Below are 15,480 nucleotides of genomic sequence, written 5' to 3'. Positions count from 1 at the left end.
TTCAGCATAGCAGATTAGTAGGGAAATGTCAATTGGGAATATAGGAGACACCCTCTGCTGAATGATGTATAATTGAAGTGCGACCAACACCCTCCAAATTGCAGAAAAAGGTCTTGAAGGAAATATAAAAAGCGAAATATAAAAAAGGACGATTGATTTCTCAGACATTTCATGCTATACTCATTCCCGTTGCAAAGCCCACAAAAACCAAGGTCCTAAAGGGCTTTTCGCCGATTCCCGGCGTAAGGTCATATACTTGCAGTATATGCCTTCCGCAGCATTCGTCAGATATACATACTTGCATGTCTGCCTGACTCATTGCTGCGCGAAAATGAATCGAGTGTTCGTGACCTTCCACTCGTAAAACAAAACTAAAGGAGAAACTGAATATGAAAAACAACGCAACAAACAGCCCGGTACTGACACTTGTATACGGGGCGGCTATCGCGGCAATCTATGTGGTGCTGACGATGGTGTTCCTGCCGATCAGCTTTGGACCGATCCAGTTTCGGATCTCTGAGCTTCTCTGCGTACTTCCGTACTTTACCCCGGCGGCAATTCCGGGACTCTTTATCGGATGCCTGCTGGCCAACTTCCTTGGCGGCGCGGCGGCTCTCGATGTGATTTTTGGAAGTATTGCGACCCTGATCGGTGCGGTAGGTTCCTATCTGCTTCGGAAAAACCGCTATCTGGTATCTGTTCCGCCGATCCTCGCGAACATGATCATTGTTCCGTGGGTGCTCCGTTTCGCATACGGTTCTGAGGACATGATCTGGTTTTCCACGATCACAGTCGGAATCGGAGAGATTCTGGCTATCGGTATTCTTGGACAGATCCTGTTATCCGTTCTGATCCGGTATCAGCATGTGATTTTTGGAAAAGCTGCAGCGTAAAATCAGTGATCCCGTATCTATTGGATGAGAAATTCAGTAGATGCGGGATTTTTGTGTAACAGGAAATTCCGAGGAATGCCCTGTTACATAAAAAGACACTAACGTGCCAAAGATGTGCACTCGCGCGAAGATGTAGATTATCGCAAGCGACCGCGCGAGGCGCGAGAATGTGCCAAGGCACATTCTTTTATAGAAAGTGCTGCATGGAAAAGAAAAGATTTGCGTAAATTTCGCCGCATGTTAATTTTTCCACGAGGATAGATTTTCTTTTGCTTTTGTGATATCATGTGTAAAAGACCGTGCATATTTAAGCACATATTTTTTATGTGCTTAAATGTACACAGTATAAAAATATCTAAAATAGAGATCAAATATCCGAAAGGAGACTGCGATGTATCAAATCGATTTTAATAAACCAGAACATATTCACTTTATTGGCATTGGCGGAATCAGCATGAGCGGACTGGCTGAGATCCTGCTGGAGAGAGGATTCACAGTAAGCGGCTCTGATGCCCATGAGTCCGAGCTCACCGACAAGCTCACCGCCCACGGCGCAAAGATCGTCTACGGGCAGCGGGCGGAGAACATTACTGACGATATCGACGCTGTTGTATACACAGCGGCGGTTCACCCGGATAACCCGGAGTACGCGGCGGCAGCGGCAAAGAATCTCCCGATCCTCTCCAGAGCGGAGCTTCTCGGACAGCTCATGAAAAACTATGAGAAATCCATCGCTGTGTCCGGAACCCACGGAAAGACGACGACAACTTCCATGCTGACTGAGATCCTGATGGATGAAAAGAAGAACCCGACGATCTCCGTCGGCGGAATGCTGGACTCCATCGGCGGAAATATCCGTGTCGGCGGACCGGAACTTTTCGTGACAGAGGCCTGCGAGTATACAAACAGCTTCCTGTCCTTTTTCCCGAATATGGAGATCATATTAAATATAGAAGCAGACCATCTCGATTTCTTTAAAGATATCGAAGATATCCGCCATTCATTCCGCAGATTTGCGGAACTTCTCCCGGAAAACGGAATCCTCATCATCAACAGCGATATCCGTGACTACAGAGAGATCTGCGACGGACTTCCGATCAAGGTGATCACCGTCGGAAGCGACCCGGAAAAGAGCCATTACAGCGCCGCAGACGTGACATTCAACGAGAATGCCTGCGCAACCTATACTCTTTTAGAGGACGGAAAAGCCATTGACACGATTACTCTCGGTGTACCGGGGATCCACAATGTATACAATTCCCTGGCGGCCATCGCAGCGGCTCACGAGCTGGGAATCCGCGGCGATGGGATCAGGAACGGACTCTTAAGATTTACGGGTACACACCGCAGATTTGAGAAAAAAGGCATGATCGGCGGCGTGACCGTCATTGATGACTACGCGCATCATCCGCAGGAGATCGCGGCGACTCTGGCAGCGGCGAAAAATTACCCGCACCGTGAGATCTGGTGCGTCTTCCAGCCGCATACATATACGAGAACCAAGGCGCTGATGGATGACTTCGCGAAGTCCTTATCCGCAGCGGACCATGTGGTTCTCGCGGACATCTATGCAGCCCGGGAGACGGACAATCTGGGAATCAGCTCTGGGACATTGGCGGAAAAGATTGCCGCGCTGGGGACGGATACCCACTATTTCCCGAGTTTCGACGCGATCGAGACATTCCTTCTTGAAAATTGTGTCAACGGCGACCTGTTGATAACTATGGGGGCCGGAGATATTGTAAAAGTGGGCGAAAAGCTCCTTGGACAGTAAGTTATCCACATTATCCACAGAGTTTTCAACAGAAATCTGTTGAAGACCCTGTGGATTTTTTGATTTACATAACTGAAAATCGGGAAATGCCGGAAAGCCGGGAAAAATAAGGAATTATGGGGATTTTAAGAGCTTTTTTGACAGTTATGTAATGCGTTTATCCCCGTTATCCACATTATCCACAATTAGAGTAGTGGATAATTCCGGCTATTTCATTTTTTTAGGGCGTATGGTATGATATTTGCAGATAGGACGTGAATATGTTACTTTGCACGGGTAGGAATTTTCTGAACTGAAAATTCCGTATGATACCGTTGTGGTCGCGGATTTTGCCGATTTGGAATGCGAAGCATCGGCAAAATCCTGTTACAGTGCGCGGGCACTGAAGTGCCCGCGTACTGTAACGTGAATATAAAGGGTGAAAAGAATGAGCTTGGGCTATAAAAACAACATCAATGCGGCGGTGACCGCCGTTTCCAATACTTTTATCGACGAATATATGGGGACAGCCAGCGGAGAATATGTAAAAGTGTATCTGTATCTTCTGCGCCATGAAGGTGAGAACATAGAGATCCCGGATATCGCGGATGCGCTGAACCACACAGAGGCGGATGTCCGCCGCGCTCTGGCATACTGGGAGCGGACCGGTGTCCTTGCACCGGAAAGAGAATCCGTGGAAGAGCAGGAGACTGCGGTGACGCGGGAGATGGCGGAAGAGACAGAAAATTCAGGCGCGAGGTTCGCAGAAAACCGTCAGAATGCGGGATCTGCGCCCGGACGGGGAGAAATGAACGGACAGAAATCAGGGGCGGAGGTTCCGATGGACGAAGGGGCATCCCAGGATGTGCCGTCCATGGAAAAACCTGCGATCCCGGATGCAGGAAACAGTTACGACCGTATGAAACGCCTTTCCTCCGATGAGGAATTCTCCGCGCTTCTCTACGCGGTTCAGCAGTATCTCGGAAAGACATTCAGCGCGATCGAATGTGAGAAATTTGCCTACTTTTACGATGTACTGCACATGTCATGCGAGCTTCTCGAATATCTCGCGGAATACTGTGCTGAAGGCGGCCACACGAGCATTCGCTACATAGAGAAAGTAGCTTTAAAATGGTATGAGGAAGGAATTCATACTAAGGATGAGGCGCGAGAATACTCTATAAGATACTCAAAAGATATGTCTGCGGTTAAGAAAGCATTCGGCATCATGGGAAGGATTCCCGGAACTGCGGAGCAGGAATTTATGCGCCGCTGGTTTAAGGAATTTGGCTTCGATTCCGCGATCGTCACGGAGGCATGCAACAGGACGCTCACGGCCACAGGATCGGCGAGTTTCCCGTATGCGGATAAAATCCTCACGGGCTGGAAAGAAAACGGCGTGAGGACCTTACAGGACGTCGCAGCCCTGGATAAACGCCGTCAGGAAAAGCAGGCGAAGAAATCCACGGCAGCACCGAAGCAGAACCGGAACACGTCCTCAAACCGCTTCAATAATTTTGAGCAGCGGTCCTATAATTATGATGATTATGTCTGGGCGGATATAAAAAGCAGAAAGTAACTTTCCGGCAGATGAGCGCACTTGCTGCGCGGCACATGGAAAAGACAGGCAGGAAGGAAAAATCCCGGGGACGGGATCGACCCGGAAAAGAAGGAGGAAGTGCGGATGGCACTCAGTAATTCCCAGTATGATGCGATCATGCGGGTCTACAACCAGAGACAGTTTCAGGATAAGCGGGACCAGGATCAGCGGGTTGCTGAAGTTTTTGAAAAGATTCCGCAGGTAGAGGCGCTGTCCGACGAGCTTGCGGCGACGATGGCCCAGGCGGCGAGAAAGCTCCTTGCCGGTGACCGGGCGGCAGCGGACCAGCTGAAAAAGGACGCGGAATTCTTAAAGGAGCAGAAAGCGCTCTATTTAAAACAGAACGGATATCCGGCAGATTATCTGGAACTCCAGTATGTCTGCCCGGATTGTAAGGATACGGGCTATGCAGATGGAAAGAAATGCCACTGTTTCCGGCATATGGAAATTGAGATCCTTTACGATCAGTCCAATATCCGCGAAGTCCTGGAGCGCGAGAATTTTGATACCCTGTCCATGGAATACTATGACAGGACCCATGTGGATGAGAAGACGGGAATGACCGTCTACGACTATATGTCCATGATGATCAGGGAATGCAAAGAGTATGTGGAAAACTTCAAAAATGAAAAGGAAAGTATCCTGTTTACCGGAAATACCGGCTGTGGTAAGACGTTTTTGAGCAACTGCATCGCGAGAGAACTGATCCGCAGGTACTATTCCGTTGTCTATCTGACAGCGACGGATATGTTCGATATTCTGGCGGGCAGCCGGTTTAATGGAAATGATGACGATGAGGCGAAGGACCGGGCCGCTTATATCCTGGACTGTGACCTTCTGATCATCGATGATCTGGGAACGGAGCTGATCAATACCTTTACGGCGTCGCAGATGTTCTACTGTGTGAATGAGCGCCTGAACCGGAACAAGGGAACGATCATCTCCACAAACCTGACACTGGGGGAACTCCAGGATGCATTCACGGAGCGCGTGACTTCGAGGATCATGAGCAAGTATAAGATCATACCGCTGATCGGTGACGATCTCCGCCTGGTGAGAAGAGGATTTGTGCGGAGAGGCTGATAAAGCTTCAGGAAAAGCGGAGCTGGCGCTGTGAGAAAACAGCATTGTGAGGTGCCGGATCCAGATGCCGGATAAAATTAATCGGAAAATGGGAAATCCTGTCAGAACGGGTCGGAAATCCGGTTGACGGTATGGATGGTTGGTGCTATAAATGAGATGTATCGCGAATGCCCGGTTGGATTCTGCAGAGAAAGCGGGCGGAAGTGATCCAGATGCCGCAAAAATGAAGGGGAAATCCGGAAACGCAGGATCCGGATGCGGCGGAAAATATCAAAAAATGAAAATTATCAGGGAGGAACAGGAATGCTGTACGAAGAAAAGCAGATTGAGACAATACCGGTTGGACCTTTAGGTCTGATTCCGCTGAAAAGCTGTGAGGATCTGGGTAAAAAGGTAGATGCCTGGCTGGTCGAGTGGAGAAAAGAAAGAGAGAGCGAGCATAAGACCACGATCGCTTTTGCTGGATACCAGAAAGATTCCTATATTATCGGCGCAAAGACTCCGCGTTTCGGCTCTGGTGAGGCAAAGGGAGAGCTGACAGAGTCTGTCCGCGGTGATGACCTCTATATTATGGTAGATGTCTGCAATTATAATATGACATACACGATGAACGGCTTAAAGAACCACATGTCTCCGGATGACCACTATCAGGATTTAAAGCGTGTGATCGCAGCCGTAGGCGGAAAGGGCAGAAGGATCAATGTGATCATGCCGTTCCTCTATGAGAGCCGCCAGCACAAGAGAACCGGCCGTGAGTCTTTAGACTGCGCAATGGCACTCCGCGAGCTCGTTGACATGGGTGTTGAGAATATCATCACCTTTGATGCCCATGATCCGCGTGTCCAGAACGCGATCCCGTTAAAAGGATTCGAGACCGTACAGCCGACATACCAGTTTATCAAGCACCTGTTAAAGAATGAGAAGGATCTTCAGATCGACAGTGACCACATGATGGTCATCAGCCCGGATGAAGGCGGTATGGGACGTGCAGTCTTCTTCGCAAACGTTCTCGGACTGGATCTCGGTATGTTCTACAAGAGACGTGACTACACAAAGATCATCAACGGCCGTAACCCGATCGTTGCCCATGAGTTCCTCGGCGCAAGCGTGGAGGGCAAGGACGTGATCATCGTTGACGATATGATCTCCTCCGGCGAGAGCATGCTCGACACCGCAAAAGAGTTAAAGAGAATGAAGGCAAGAAAGGTCTTCATCTGCACGACATTCGGTCTCTTTACAGGCGGATTAAAGAAATTTGATGAGTACTACGAGAATGGCATCATCGACCGCGTCCTGACGACGAACCTTGTTTACCAGACACCGGAGCTGCTCTCAAAACCGTACTACATCAATGTTGACATGAGTAAGTACATTGCTCTTATCATCGACAACTTGAACCACGACGCATCCTTGAGCGATCTCTTAAACCCGACAGGAAGAATCAACCGCCTGTTGGCGAAGTACCGCGCCGGGGAGAGATAAGAATATTGGCAGTGAACGAACCGCAGTGAATTAGAAATTATGTGACCATATAAGAATGCCTGTCCTTTACCGGAAATTTTTCGGCGAAGGACAGGCACTTCTTTATTTCTGGAACTCTTGCGAAAGATTCAGCTTTCATCATAGTGAGATTGCGATGAGATATGGTACTCTTTGATCCTATATTGCAGGCAGCGCCTTGAGATGCCAGGATATTCGGCTGTTTTGGCCCGATAACCGGAACAGTATTGGAAATAGGAGATACTGAAAATCCCTTGGAAAATGAAGTGGGAAAAAACATTAGACTAATTCACGAATCACCCGGGCTACGAGAGTACGGGAAAGAAGGACTGGCTTCTGGGTCAGAGCCTGGATACGCTCCTTCATTTCGATGGTGTATCCGATGCAGTCTAAAAGGATCAGATCCGTATCAGCGGGGATCTCCTTTGCAGCTGCAAAAACAGCGAGAGGATCACCGTATGGGGATACAGAGGTCACGTGGAGAGAGTCACAGCAGTCTTTCCACTTTCCGGGCATCTGTTCCTCCTGCGCCTTTGTAGGAATGATGACCGACAGATTTTTTACGCTGATGGCCGGGATCAGTCCCTTTAAGATATGGTCAGGGAAGATAAGAGGGACATTGGAGTGAAATTCAGCCGGAAATTCTCCGGTGCAGAGGAAAAGGATAAGAGAAACGCCCTGCTGTTCGAGATCGTCAATGCAAAGCTGCAGGCGGGGAAGAATGTAGGATTCTCCGAATGTTGCTGAGGTTCCGTCCGTGAGTCTGGACACAAGGACGTTTTCACCGGGACGCGGAACAAACTTTGCGATCTCTCCCTTTGAAAGTCCGTCCAGTGCTCCGGCCTGAATGATCTCAACCGAGTCTCCGAGGATGGGCTGGATCTCAGGAATCAGGTCAACTCTGGGAGACTGGCCGACAGTAATCGCGCCGATTTTTTTCATAGTGATACCCCTTTCAGAATCATTGGTTTGAGGGCTGCCTGGGCAGTCCACAGGTACATGATACCTTTGCTCAGATATCATCAATATATCACATTTGCAGCCTCAAAACCAGATAAACATTGGGCTTTCCATCTATCAATCCGCACCTTTCGTATATTTCTGTCTCTTCCGAACGAACGTTGAGGGTGTCATTCCGAGGCTCTCTGCGGCCTCACGGACGTTTCCGTACTTTTCGTAGGCATGGTTGATATATTCCAGTTCCAGCTCTTCCATAGCGGTTTTCAGGTCCTTTACAGGGTCGAGGACTCTGGACTTTGTTTACGGGCGATCTTCTACTGTGAATGAGTGGAGAGTATCGAATGGACCGGGAGCTCTTAAGGACGCTGATCGGGACCTATGAGCCGGATTATCTGATCAGAATGCCGGAGATCTTCTTATGACTTGCCGCTTATCGAGGGGCATGTCAGGAGGTAAAATAAATTTAACAGAAATTTAGGATTTTCCGCTGTCCAGATGTGGTATGATATTGGCACAGAAAGGCTGATGTGCGTAACTAATGTGTGCGTCAGCAGTCTGATTGATAAGATATAAGAAATATGCTATAATGAAATGCGGCTTGCAGAGAGGAGACAGCTATGAGAAAGACGTATTTGTACATGACAGCAGTAGTAATGAGCGCAGCTTTGGCGACCGGATGCCAGAAGGCAGAACCGGTGGAGACAACTGCGGCAGCAGAGACAGTGGCTGAGTCAACCGGGACAGGGACGGCAGAGAATGAGTCTTCTGAAACCAGTGGAACAGCGGCGCAGGACGATGAGAGGCTTGCGGATTATCACCTGCTTCAGGGGATCGTGACGGGGACGAATGACGAAAAAGGAACGTTTACGCTCAAAGCAGATGACGGTGGAGAATATGTGATCACGACCGGGAATATCGGTGACGTGGAGACCGAGATCGCGGATGACAGTCTTGTTGTGATCGGCTATATCGGCGTCGAGATCCATGACAATATGGATCTGGAGAAAGTCAATATGGTGATCGCGGCACCGGGAGATGATGACTGGACGATCGCTTACGCAGAAGGAACGACGACGGCCAATGCGATGAGCACGTTTATGATGGTGACGGCGGATGGAACTGAGATGGGGTTCATGAAGGATGGCTGTCCGATGGATGAAGATGCTCTGGGCGGAGACAGCGGAGCGAAGATCAGTGTTGTATATATGGATTCCGAGGATGTAAGTTTCCCGTTGGAGATTAAAAAATTGCAGTAAAAAATTTAAATATGGGAATCTTTCCCGGAAAATAGCTGGTTATAACGGCCTTCAGTTTGGCTGGCCGGGAATAGGGAATGGCGGCAGGAACAAATTTTAGAATAGAATTGAAGAGCCGTGGAATAGCATGGTTTTTGAGAATCATAACATATCAAGAAGGGAAAAGAGGTCTAAAAATGGCAGATTTATTTCACCGTGTAAGTATTAGAAAATTTAAAGATGAGGCTGTATCAAACGAAGATATCGGCTATATCCTGGAGGCAGCGATGGCAGCGCCGTCCGCGAAGAACCAGCAGCCGTGGGAGTTTTATGTAGTGGAAAACCGTGAAGTCTTAAAACAGCTCGGAGAGTCCAGTCCGTTCTCCGCACCGGCAGGAAAAGCGCCGGTGGCGATCGTGACCGCATACCGTGAGGAGTGCGATCTACCGGAATTTGCACAGATCGATATGAGCATCATGATGGAAAACCTGTGGCTTGCAGCGGATGAGATCGGGCTTGGCGGCGTATGGCTCGGCGTAGCTCCGAGAGAGGAACGGATGAAAGATGTAGAAAAGATCGTCGGGATCCCGGCGGGACAGCGTGCCTTCGGCGTATTTGCTCTCGGCTATCCGGATGAGGAGCGGACCCAGCAGGATCGGTTCGATCAGAGCAGGATTCATTATGTGAAATAAGATAGAAGAAGGAAAGAGACAGTGTGGAGAGATCCGTACTGTCTCTTTTGCTCATGTCAGAAAGAAAATGCCGGCGAGATGCTCAGATGATAAGTGGAAATGTAACCCATGCTACACTGTAGCAATTCATATAGAAAATTAAACTGGATTCCGATATCATGAAGGAAAAGAAAGAGACCGGGAGGAATGATCATGAAGAAAATTTTTGATTATGTCGATCAGAATTTTGATCGCATGATGGAGGAAATGAAGGAATTTTGTTCCCACCGCAGCGTAGCAGGGGACAAGACCGGATTGGAAGAGACAAGAAACTGGATTGACAAGAAGCTAAGTGCAGTGGGAATTCCGCACGAATTTCAGAAAGTGGAGAATGGAAATGCCTTAATTTCAGCTTCTGTTTCCGGTGAAGATGGAGATAAACATCCATCTCTGTTATTCTATAATCACTACGATGTCGTGGAAGAGGGGAAACATGAGCTGTGGTCCAACGAGCCGTTTAGACCGATGATCCGTGACGGTGTCCTTTATGGGAGAGGTGTGTCGGATAATAAAGGTCCTCTTCTCTCAAGAATTCAGGCGGTGGAAGCGATTCTTGCAGTGGAGGGCAAGCTGCCGATTAATGTAAAATTCCTGTTTGAGGGCGATGAGGAGACGAGCAGCCCGTCTTTATCTAAGTTTTCCAGAGAACAATCAGAAAAGTTTAAAGAATTATCGAAAGCAGACGTCTGCCTGTGGGAAAATGGGCGCCGCGATGAAGAAGGAAGACCATGGGCGAGATTCGGCGTCAGGGGAAGTGTGAGCTTTGAACTGTCGGTAGAAACTGCGAAAAAAGATGTTCATGCCAGAATGGGGACATATGTTCCAAGTGCATCCTGGCGGCTTGTATGGGCGCTTGCAAGTCTGAAAAGTGCGGATGAGAGAATCACGATCGAGGGGTTCTATGATGATGTCCTTCCGGTGACGAAAAAGGACGAAGAAATCTTAAATGCATTCCCATATAATGAAAAGAGCCAGTTGGAAAAACTGGGACTGACCTCATTCCTGCGGGGAAGCAGTGGGCTGGAACTGAAAAAGCAGATCTATATGGAGCCATCCATGTCAGTCTGCGGTCTGGAAGCCGGTGAGCTTTACAATGGAGCCAGAGGAATCGTGCCGCACAAAGCATACGCGCGTATCGGATTTTATCTGGTTGCGAACCAGTCTCCGGATAAGGTGGAAGAACAGCTGCGGGAACATCTGAAAAAGCATGGTTTTGGAGATGTAAAAGTCGTACGCAGAGGCGGAAATACTCCGGTCCGTACCAGCGTGGATATTCCGTTAAAGGAATGGCTGGAACATTCCGCGGCGGAAGTTTATGACAAACCGATGGTGATTGAGCCGACAGCGCTTGGCAGTGGCCCGGCAATCTATTTCCACCGTGCATGGCCGGATATGCCGATCGTTGGCGTAGGACCAGGAAATACAAATGCAAACCATCATGCACCGAATGAAAATATGAAGCTGGATGACTACAAGGCATCCATAAAACATATGATCGCGCTGATGTACGAGATGGGGAAACAAGATAGAGAATAAGAAATAAAAGAACAGATCTGGTATTATGTGTAAGTACCAGATCTGTTTTACATTAGATATCAAAGGTGGGATCACGGTCAATCCGTAATATGGATGCTGTTGAGTTCCACCCGTTTATTAATGACACGGAGAAAGTCTTCGCGGGCCAGTTCACTGATCAGACGGCTCACCGTCACACGGTTTGTTCCTATAATAGAGGCAATCTCCTGATGTGTGTAATAATGGCTCAACGGATACCAGGTGCGGTCTTTGCTGGATGCCGGATCGGACAGGAGAACAAAGAAATTTTTTAAACGTTCTTTCACGCATTCGAGAGTTACACTTTCAAGTTCCCGCTGTAAGAATGCCCGCTTATTGCTCAGACTGCGGATAATGGCATCACGAAACACCTTTTTTTCAATCAGAATATCATATGCATTGGCATCAATTTTGTATAAAACAAGATCAGTCAGCGCAGAGGTATAACGCTCTGCGATCGAAAACATTTTTTCATTTGCAAACAGACTTTCCGTAAGAAACCATCCGGCACTGAGAATGTAGGAAATCTTTTCCTGTCCGGTCAGACCAAACATGGAGTGGGAGGTCGAGCCACTTGCAATATAAGTGATTTCTGTAAGTTTTTGACCGGGTTTAATATAGTAGGTATTAGCAGGCACCTCAATGCGGTACCCATATGTTTTTACGAGCTCAGAAAGCTCGTCGTTGATATATGGTTCGAAATTTACACAGTATTCTCGTTCCAAAGCCACACACCTCCTTAAAATGCGGGGAATGCCGGGACGCCAGCTTAAAAATATGAAAGCGAAATACATCATACAGTTATGAAAAAGTTTATCATTGAGCCTAAAAATTGTCAAGAAGTATAGTTTTATAGAACAAAACGAAAAAAATGTAGCATTTGTTACATTGTGATATTGTTTATAGTAAAATAGTAAGAAATTTTGCTATAGTTAAGCCACAAAAGAAAACCTGATCAGGCCCCCGCAAAGTTAAGAAGAAAAGGAGTTGTATGTATGAGTCAGAAGAAAAAATTTCAAATTCCTCACGTGTTTGTTATTCTGGTAATAATTGTCATTTTTGCAACCGCTATGACATATATCATCCCGGCAGGGGAATTCGCCAGAGTGAAGAATGAGGCAACAGGAAAAATGATCGTTGACGCGACCTCTTTCACATGGGTTGAACAATGTCCGGTAAGTTTCCTTAAAATTCCGAACTACATAGTGAAAGCATTGGCGGGCTCAAGTCTGATTTGGATGACGATTTTCAGCGCGGCTTCCATCGAAGTAATTCTTGCTACAGGAGCATTTGACGCAGCGATCAATATTATGATCCACAAGTATAAAAGCAGTGAGAAGCTGCTGCTGATCGGAACGATCATTGTATTTGGTATTTACGGTATGCGCCAAAACCCGGTCAGTATGATTGGATTTATTCCGGTACTTGTTCTGTTCTGCCGTATGTGCGGATATGATGCGCTGGTTGCGGTGGCCATTGTTGTTCTTGCGGCAGGCGGCAGCCAGAGTATTGGACCGGTAGCTCCGGCAACAACAGCGATCGCGCAGGGATTCGCAGATCTTCCGATTTTCTCCGGAATCGGCCATCGTTTAGTGCTCTGCGCAGTGTTCCTTGCGCTGAATGCATACTTTATCGTTACGTATGCGATGAAGGTAAAGAAAGATCCGAAAAGCAGTCTTGTATATGACTTAGAAGAAAATGCAAGAAAACAAGGACTGGATACAAGCGTAGATAAAAAGGCAACGATCACAGTACGCCAGATCCTTGTATTGATCGTATTTTTGGTAAGTGTTCTTGCTCAGGTTTACGGCGGCATCAAACTTGGCTGGGGCAATACGGAGACAGCAGTTGCGTTTGTATGGCTTGCAGTTGCCGGTGGAATTGTCGGCGGTATGATGCCAAGTGAGATTGCAAGACACTTTAGCAAAGGCGCAGCAAAGATGATGACAGCAGCCATCATGATTGGTATTGCGACAGCGATTTCCAAAGTACTTTCTGATGGAAAGATCATCGATACAATTGTACGCGCGATCGCAAATGTTCTGATGGCATGCCCGGCATTTATCCAGGGACCGATGATGTTTATCGCGAACACTCTGATTAACGTATTTATTCCATCCGGTTCCGGACAGGCCGCTGCCGTTATGCCGCTTATGGTTCCGGTTGCAGACCTGATCGGAATGACAAGACAGACCGTTGTTCTTGCGTTCAACTTTGGTGACGGACTTGGAAACTATATCATTCCAATGTCCTCAGCGCTGATGGCAAACCTTATGGCAGCAGGTGTATCCTATGGTACATGGATGAAATTCATGAAGAAAGTATTTGCAAGCTGGGTCGTTCTTGCATGCATTGCAATGATCGTAGCACAGATGATCCATTATGGACCGTTCTAATAGGCATCGGAGGTTAAGATGAGACAATTAAGGAAAAGTCTTCTTGAAGAATTAAACAGTAAAAATATGCTGGAGACGATTGGAACATTCAATCATCTATTCCGTTACAGCGGAACAGCAGAGGGAGAGGCAGCGGTTTCTTATCTGGAAGAAAAGCTTTCGGAGTATGGAATTCCGTTTGAGCATTGTGAGTATGATGGCTTTTTCAGCCTCCCGGTGCGGGCATTCGCGAAAGTTGACGGAGTGGAATATCCGTTAGTCGGAGATGTTTACAGTGCAGAAGCAGACAGCCTTCAGGGAACGTTGTATTATGACTCTCTCAGCGAGGAAAAAGGACTCACAAAGAATCAGGAAAAAGATCGTTTTGAGTCATTTCGCGACAAAATCGTTCTAACGTGGGAATCCAAGGGCGTTTTTGTGAGAAGGGCAATGGAGGCAGGAGCCAAAGCAGTACTGCATATCTGTGCAACAAAAGGCGACTATATTCATCACAGCAATATTGGGATGATCTGGGGAACACCGGATTTTGATGAGGCTGCGTATATGAAATTCCTTCCGTCAGCGGGAATCAGACGTGCGGACGGAGAAGCTCTGATCGAAAAGATGGCAGCAGGAGAAATGGATGCTGAAGTCACGATTGAAATGGAGACAAAGATCCGTAGAAGTTCCATGGTGGCTGTTGATATCAAGGGAAAGAGTGACAGTTTTGTGCTTGTTTCCGGTCACTACGACTCCTGGTACGAGGGAATTACAGATAACGCGGTCAGCGATGCGATCCTTTTGGAGTATGCGAGAGTGCTTTATGCACATCGGTCGGAATTAAAGCGTGGAGTACGGATCGCATGGTGGTCCGGTCATTCAGATGGAAGATTTTCCGGATCCACATGGTATTGTGACAGCCATTACGCAGATCTCAGAAAGAACTGTGTGGCGCATGTGAATCTGGATCTGACCGGGTGCAAAAACTCAGAGCAGATCGTAGCACGGACAGCAGGTTCTGAGGGCATTTCCTATACAGCAGACCTGATCGAAAAGTACACGGGAAAGAGACCCGATGTGTATATTCCGATGATCCGTGGAGCAGATCAGTCTTTCTGGGGCGCCTATGTGCCGATCACGATCATGTTAAAATATGAACCGCTTCCGGAAAAACGTCTGTCAGACTGCCCAAGCGGCGGACCATGGTGGCATACCCCGAAAGATACGATCGATAAACTCGATGAGAAGATCATGATGCGTGATGCAAAGATCAACATGGAAATGCTGGATGATATTCAGAGCGCAAAGATGATTCCTGTAAATATTCCAGTCTTTTTAGAAGATTTGGATGGCAGATTAAAGAAGACATTGTCCGGATTGGCACCGGAGTTTGACACGACGGAGATCTGCGCTGAATGGAACAGAACGAAAGAGGCGTTGGAAAAGGCGGCCGAGCGCGCGGAAAGTATAGAGGACAGTGATCTTTTCCTGAAAGAGACAGTGGGAAAGCTGCTCCATATCGTTTACTGCAGAAAAGCACCGTATCTGCATGATTATGGTGATGGATTTGGGATCTTTGGAGCGATTGGACGCTGCAAGGGAATCACAAAGGATAATACGCCGTTAGATGTTTATGTAATGGCGGGAAGCGAGTATCTGCGAATGAAGAACCGGCTTTGCATAGGACTTAGGGAGATTCAGGAACAGGCAGAGCGGATCTGACAGCAGGTATGATAAAAAGACACTGAATAACAACGGAAATAGCAGGGAAACCTGCTTTTTCTCGTATAAGGAGA

Annotated in this window: 13 protein-coding genes; 10 read left to right on the top strand and 3 right to left on the bottom strand. The window is 47.7% G+C overall.

Annotated elements, in window-relative coordinates:
• Window positions 1-389 precede the first annotated feature (389 nt).
• The 5 genes from ACI3EW_RS15375 (at window position 390) to ACI3EW_RS15355 (ending at window position 6,811) form a co-directional block, all read left to right on the top strand.
• On the top strand, window positions 390-893 hold the full coding sequence (locus tag ACI3EW_RS15375) for a QueT transporter family protein (RefSeq protein ID WP_015552939.1): 504 nt from the start codon (window positions 390-392) through the stop codon (window positions 891-893).
• A 391-nt stretch (window positions 894-1,284) separates the two neighbouring features.
• Entirely contained in the window at window positions 1,285-2,667 is a 1,383-nt protein-coding gene (murC, locus tag ACI3EW_RS15370) for a UDP-N-acetylmuramate--L-alanine ligase (protein ID WP_118531507.1), read from the top strand.
• A 427-nt stretch (window positions 2,668-3,094) separates the two neighbouring features.
• The gene (locus ACI3EW_RS15365; protein WP_243022289.1) at window positions 3,095-4,225 is read left to right on the top strand and encodes a DnaD domain protein; all 1,131 of its coding nucleotides are present in this window, start codon (window positions 3,095-3,097) and stop codon (window positions 4,223-4,225) included.
• Window positions 4,226-4,330: 105 nt separating this feature from the next.
• A complete protein-coding gene (locus ACI3EW_RS15360; RefSeq protein ID WP_118531606.1) occupies window positions 4,331-5,329 on the top strand; it encodes an ATP-binding protein in 999 nt (332 codons plus the stop codon).
• 303 nt (window positions 5,330-5,632) lie between these two features.
• On the top strand, window positions 5,633-6,811 hold the full coding sequence (locus ACI3EW_RS15355) for a ribose-phosphate pyrophosphokinase (RefSeq protein ID WP_118531511.1): 1,179 nt from the start codon (window positions 5,633-5,635) through the stop codon (window positions 6,809-6,811).
• Window positions 6,812-7,108: 297 nt separating this feature from the next.
• Here the strand turns inward: ACI3EW_RS15355 and ACI3EW_RS15350 are convergent, their stop codons facing one another.
• Window positions 7,109-7,771 (bottom strand): AroM family protein, encoded by a 663-nt coding sequence (locus tag ACI3EW_RS15350; protein ID WP_118531513.1) that lies wholly within the window; start codon window positions 7,769-7,771, stop codon window positions 7,109-7,111.
• A gap of 135 nt (window positions 7,772-7,906) precedes the next feature.
• On the bottom strand, window positions 7,907-8,056 hold the full coding sequence (locus tag ACI3EW_RS15345) for a helix-turn-helix domain-containing protein (protein WP_279230953.1): 150 nt from the start codon (window positions 8,054-8,056) through the stop codon (window positions 7,907-7,909).
• A 350-nt stretch (window positions 8,057-8,406) separates the two neighbouring features.
• On the opposite strand from ACI3EW_RS15345, the gene ACI3EW_RS15340 reads away from it, so the two are divergent.
• The 3 genes from ACI3EW_RS15340 (at window position 8,407) to ACI3EW_RS15330 (ending at window position 11,291) form a co-directional block, all read left to right on the top strand.
• Complete coding sequence (locus tag ACI3EW_RS15340) at window positions 8,407-9,045, top strand: hypothetical protein (RefSeq protein WP_118297342.1); 639 nt, start codon at window positions 8,407-8,409, stop codon at window positions 9,043-9,045.
• 176 nt (window positions 9,046-9,221) lie between these two features.
• The gene (locus ACI3EW_RS15335; protein WP_118297341.1) at window positions 9,222-9,716 is read left to right on the top strand and encodes a nitroreductase family protein; all 495 of its coding nucleotides are present in this window, start codon (window positions 9,222-9,224) and stop codon (window positions 9,714-9,716) included.
• A gap of 192 nt (window positions 9,717-9,908) precedes the next feature.
• The gene (locus tag ACI3EW_RS15330; protein ID WP_215704151.1) at window positions 9,909-11,291 is read left to right on the top strand and encodes a M20/M25/M40 family metallo-hydrolase; all 1,383 of its coding nucleotides are present in this window, start codon (window positions 9,909-9,911) and stop codon (window positions 11,289-11,291) included.
• Window positions 11,292-11,368: 77 nt separating this feature from the next.
• Here ACI3EW_RS15330 and ACI3EW_RS15325 read toward each other — a convergent pair whose 3' ends face one another.
• Window positions 11,369-12,034 carry a Crp/Fnr family transcriptional regulator gene (locus tag ACI3EW_RS15325; RefSeq protein ID WP_405578085.1) on the bottom strand — a complete coding sequence of 222 codons (666 nt, stop codon included), beginning with the start codon at window positions 12,032-12,034 and terminating at the stop codon, window positions 11,369-11,371.
• Between the two features lie 270 nt (window positions 12,035-12,304).
• Here ACI3EW_RS15325 and ACI3EW_RS15320 point away from each other — a divergent pair, with 270 nt between their 5' ends.
• Both ACI3EW_RS15320 and ACI3EW_RS15315 read left to right on the top strand, forming a co-directional pair.
• Entirely contained in the window at window positions 12,305-13,705 is a 1,401-nt protein-coding gene (locus ACI3EW_RS15320) for a YfcC family protein (RefSeq protein ID WP_405578088.1), read from the top strand.
• Between the two features lie 18 nt (window positions 13,706-13,723).
• Window positions 13,724-15,406, top strand: a complete 1,683-nt coding sequence (locus tag ACI3EW_RS15315) for a M28 family peptidase (protein ID WP_405578091.1) — start codon at window positions 13,724-13,726, stop codon at window positions 15,404-15,406.
• Window positions 15,407-15,480: the final 74 nt, after the last annotated feature.

The organism is Pilosibacter rotomagensis (assembly GCF_045062245.2).
In the GTDB taxonomy this organism is placed as follows: domain Bacteria; phylum Bacillota; class Clostridia; order Lachnospirales; family Lachnospiraceae; genus Pilosibacter.
This window is presented reverse-complemented; position numbering and strand designations above follow the sequence as displayed.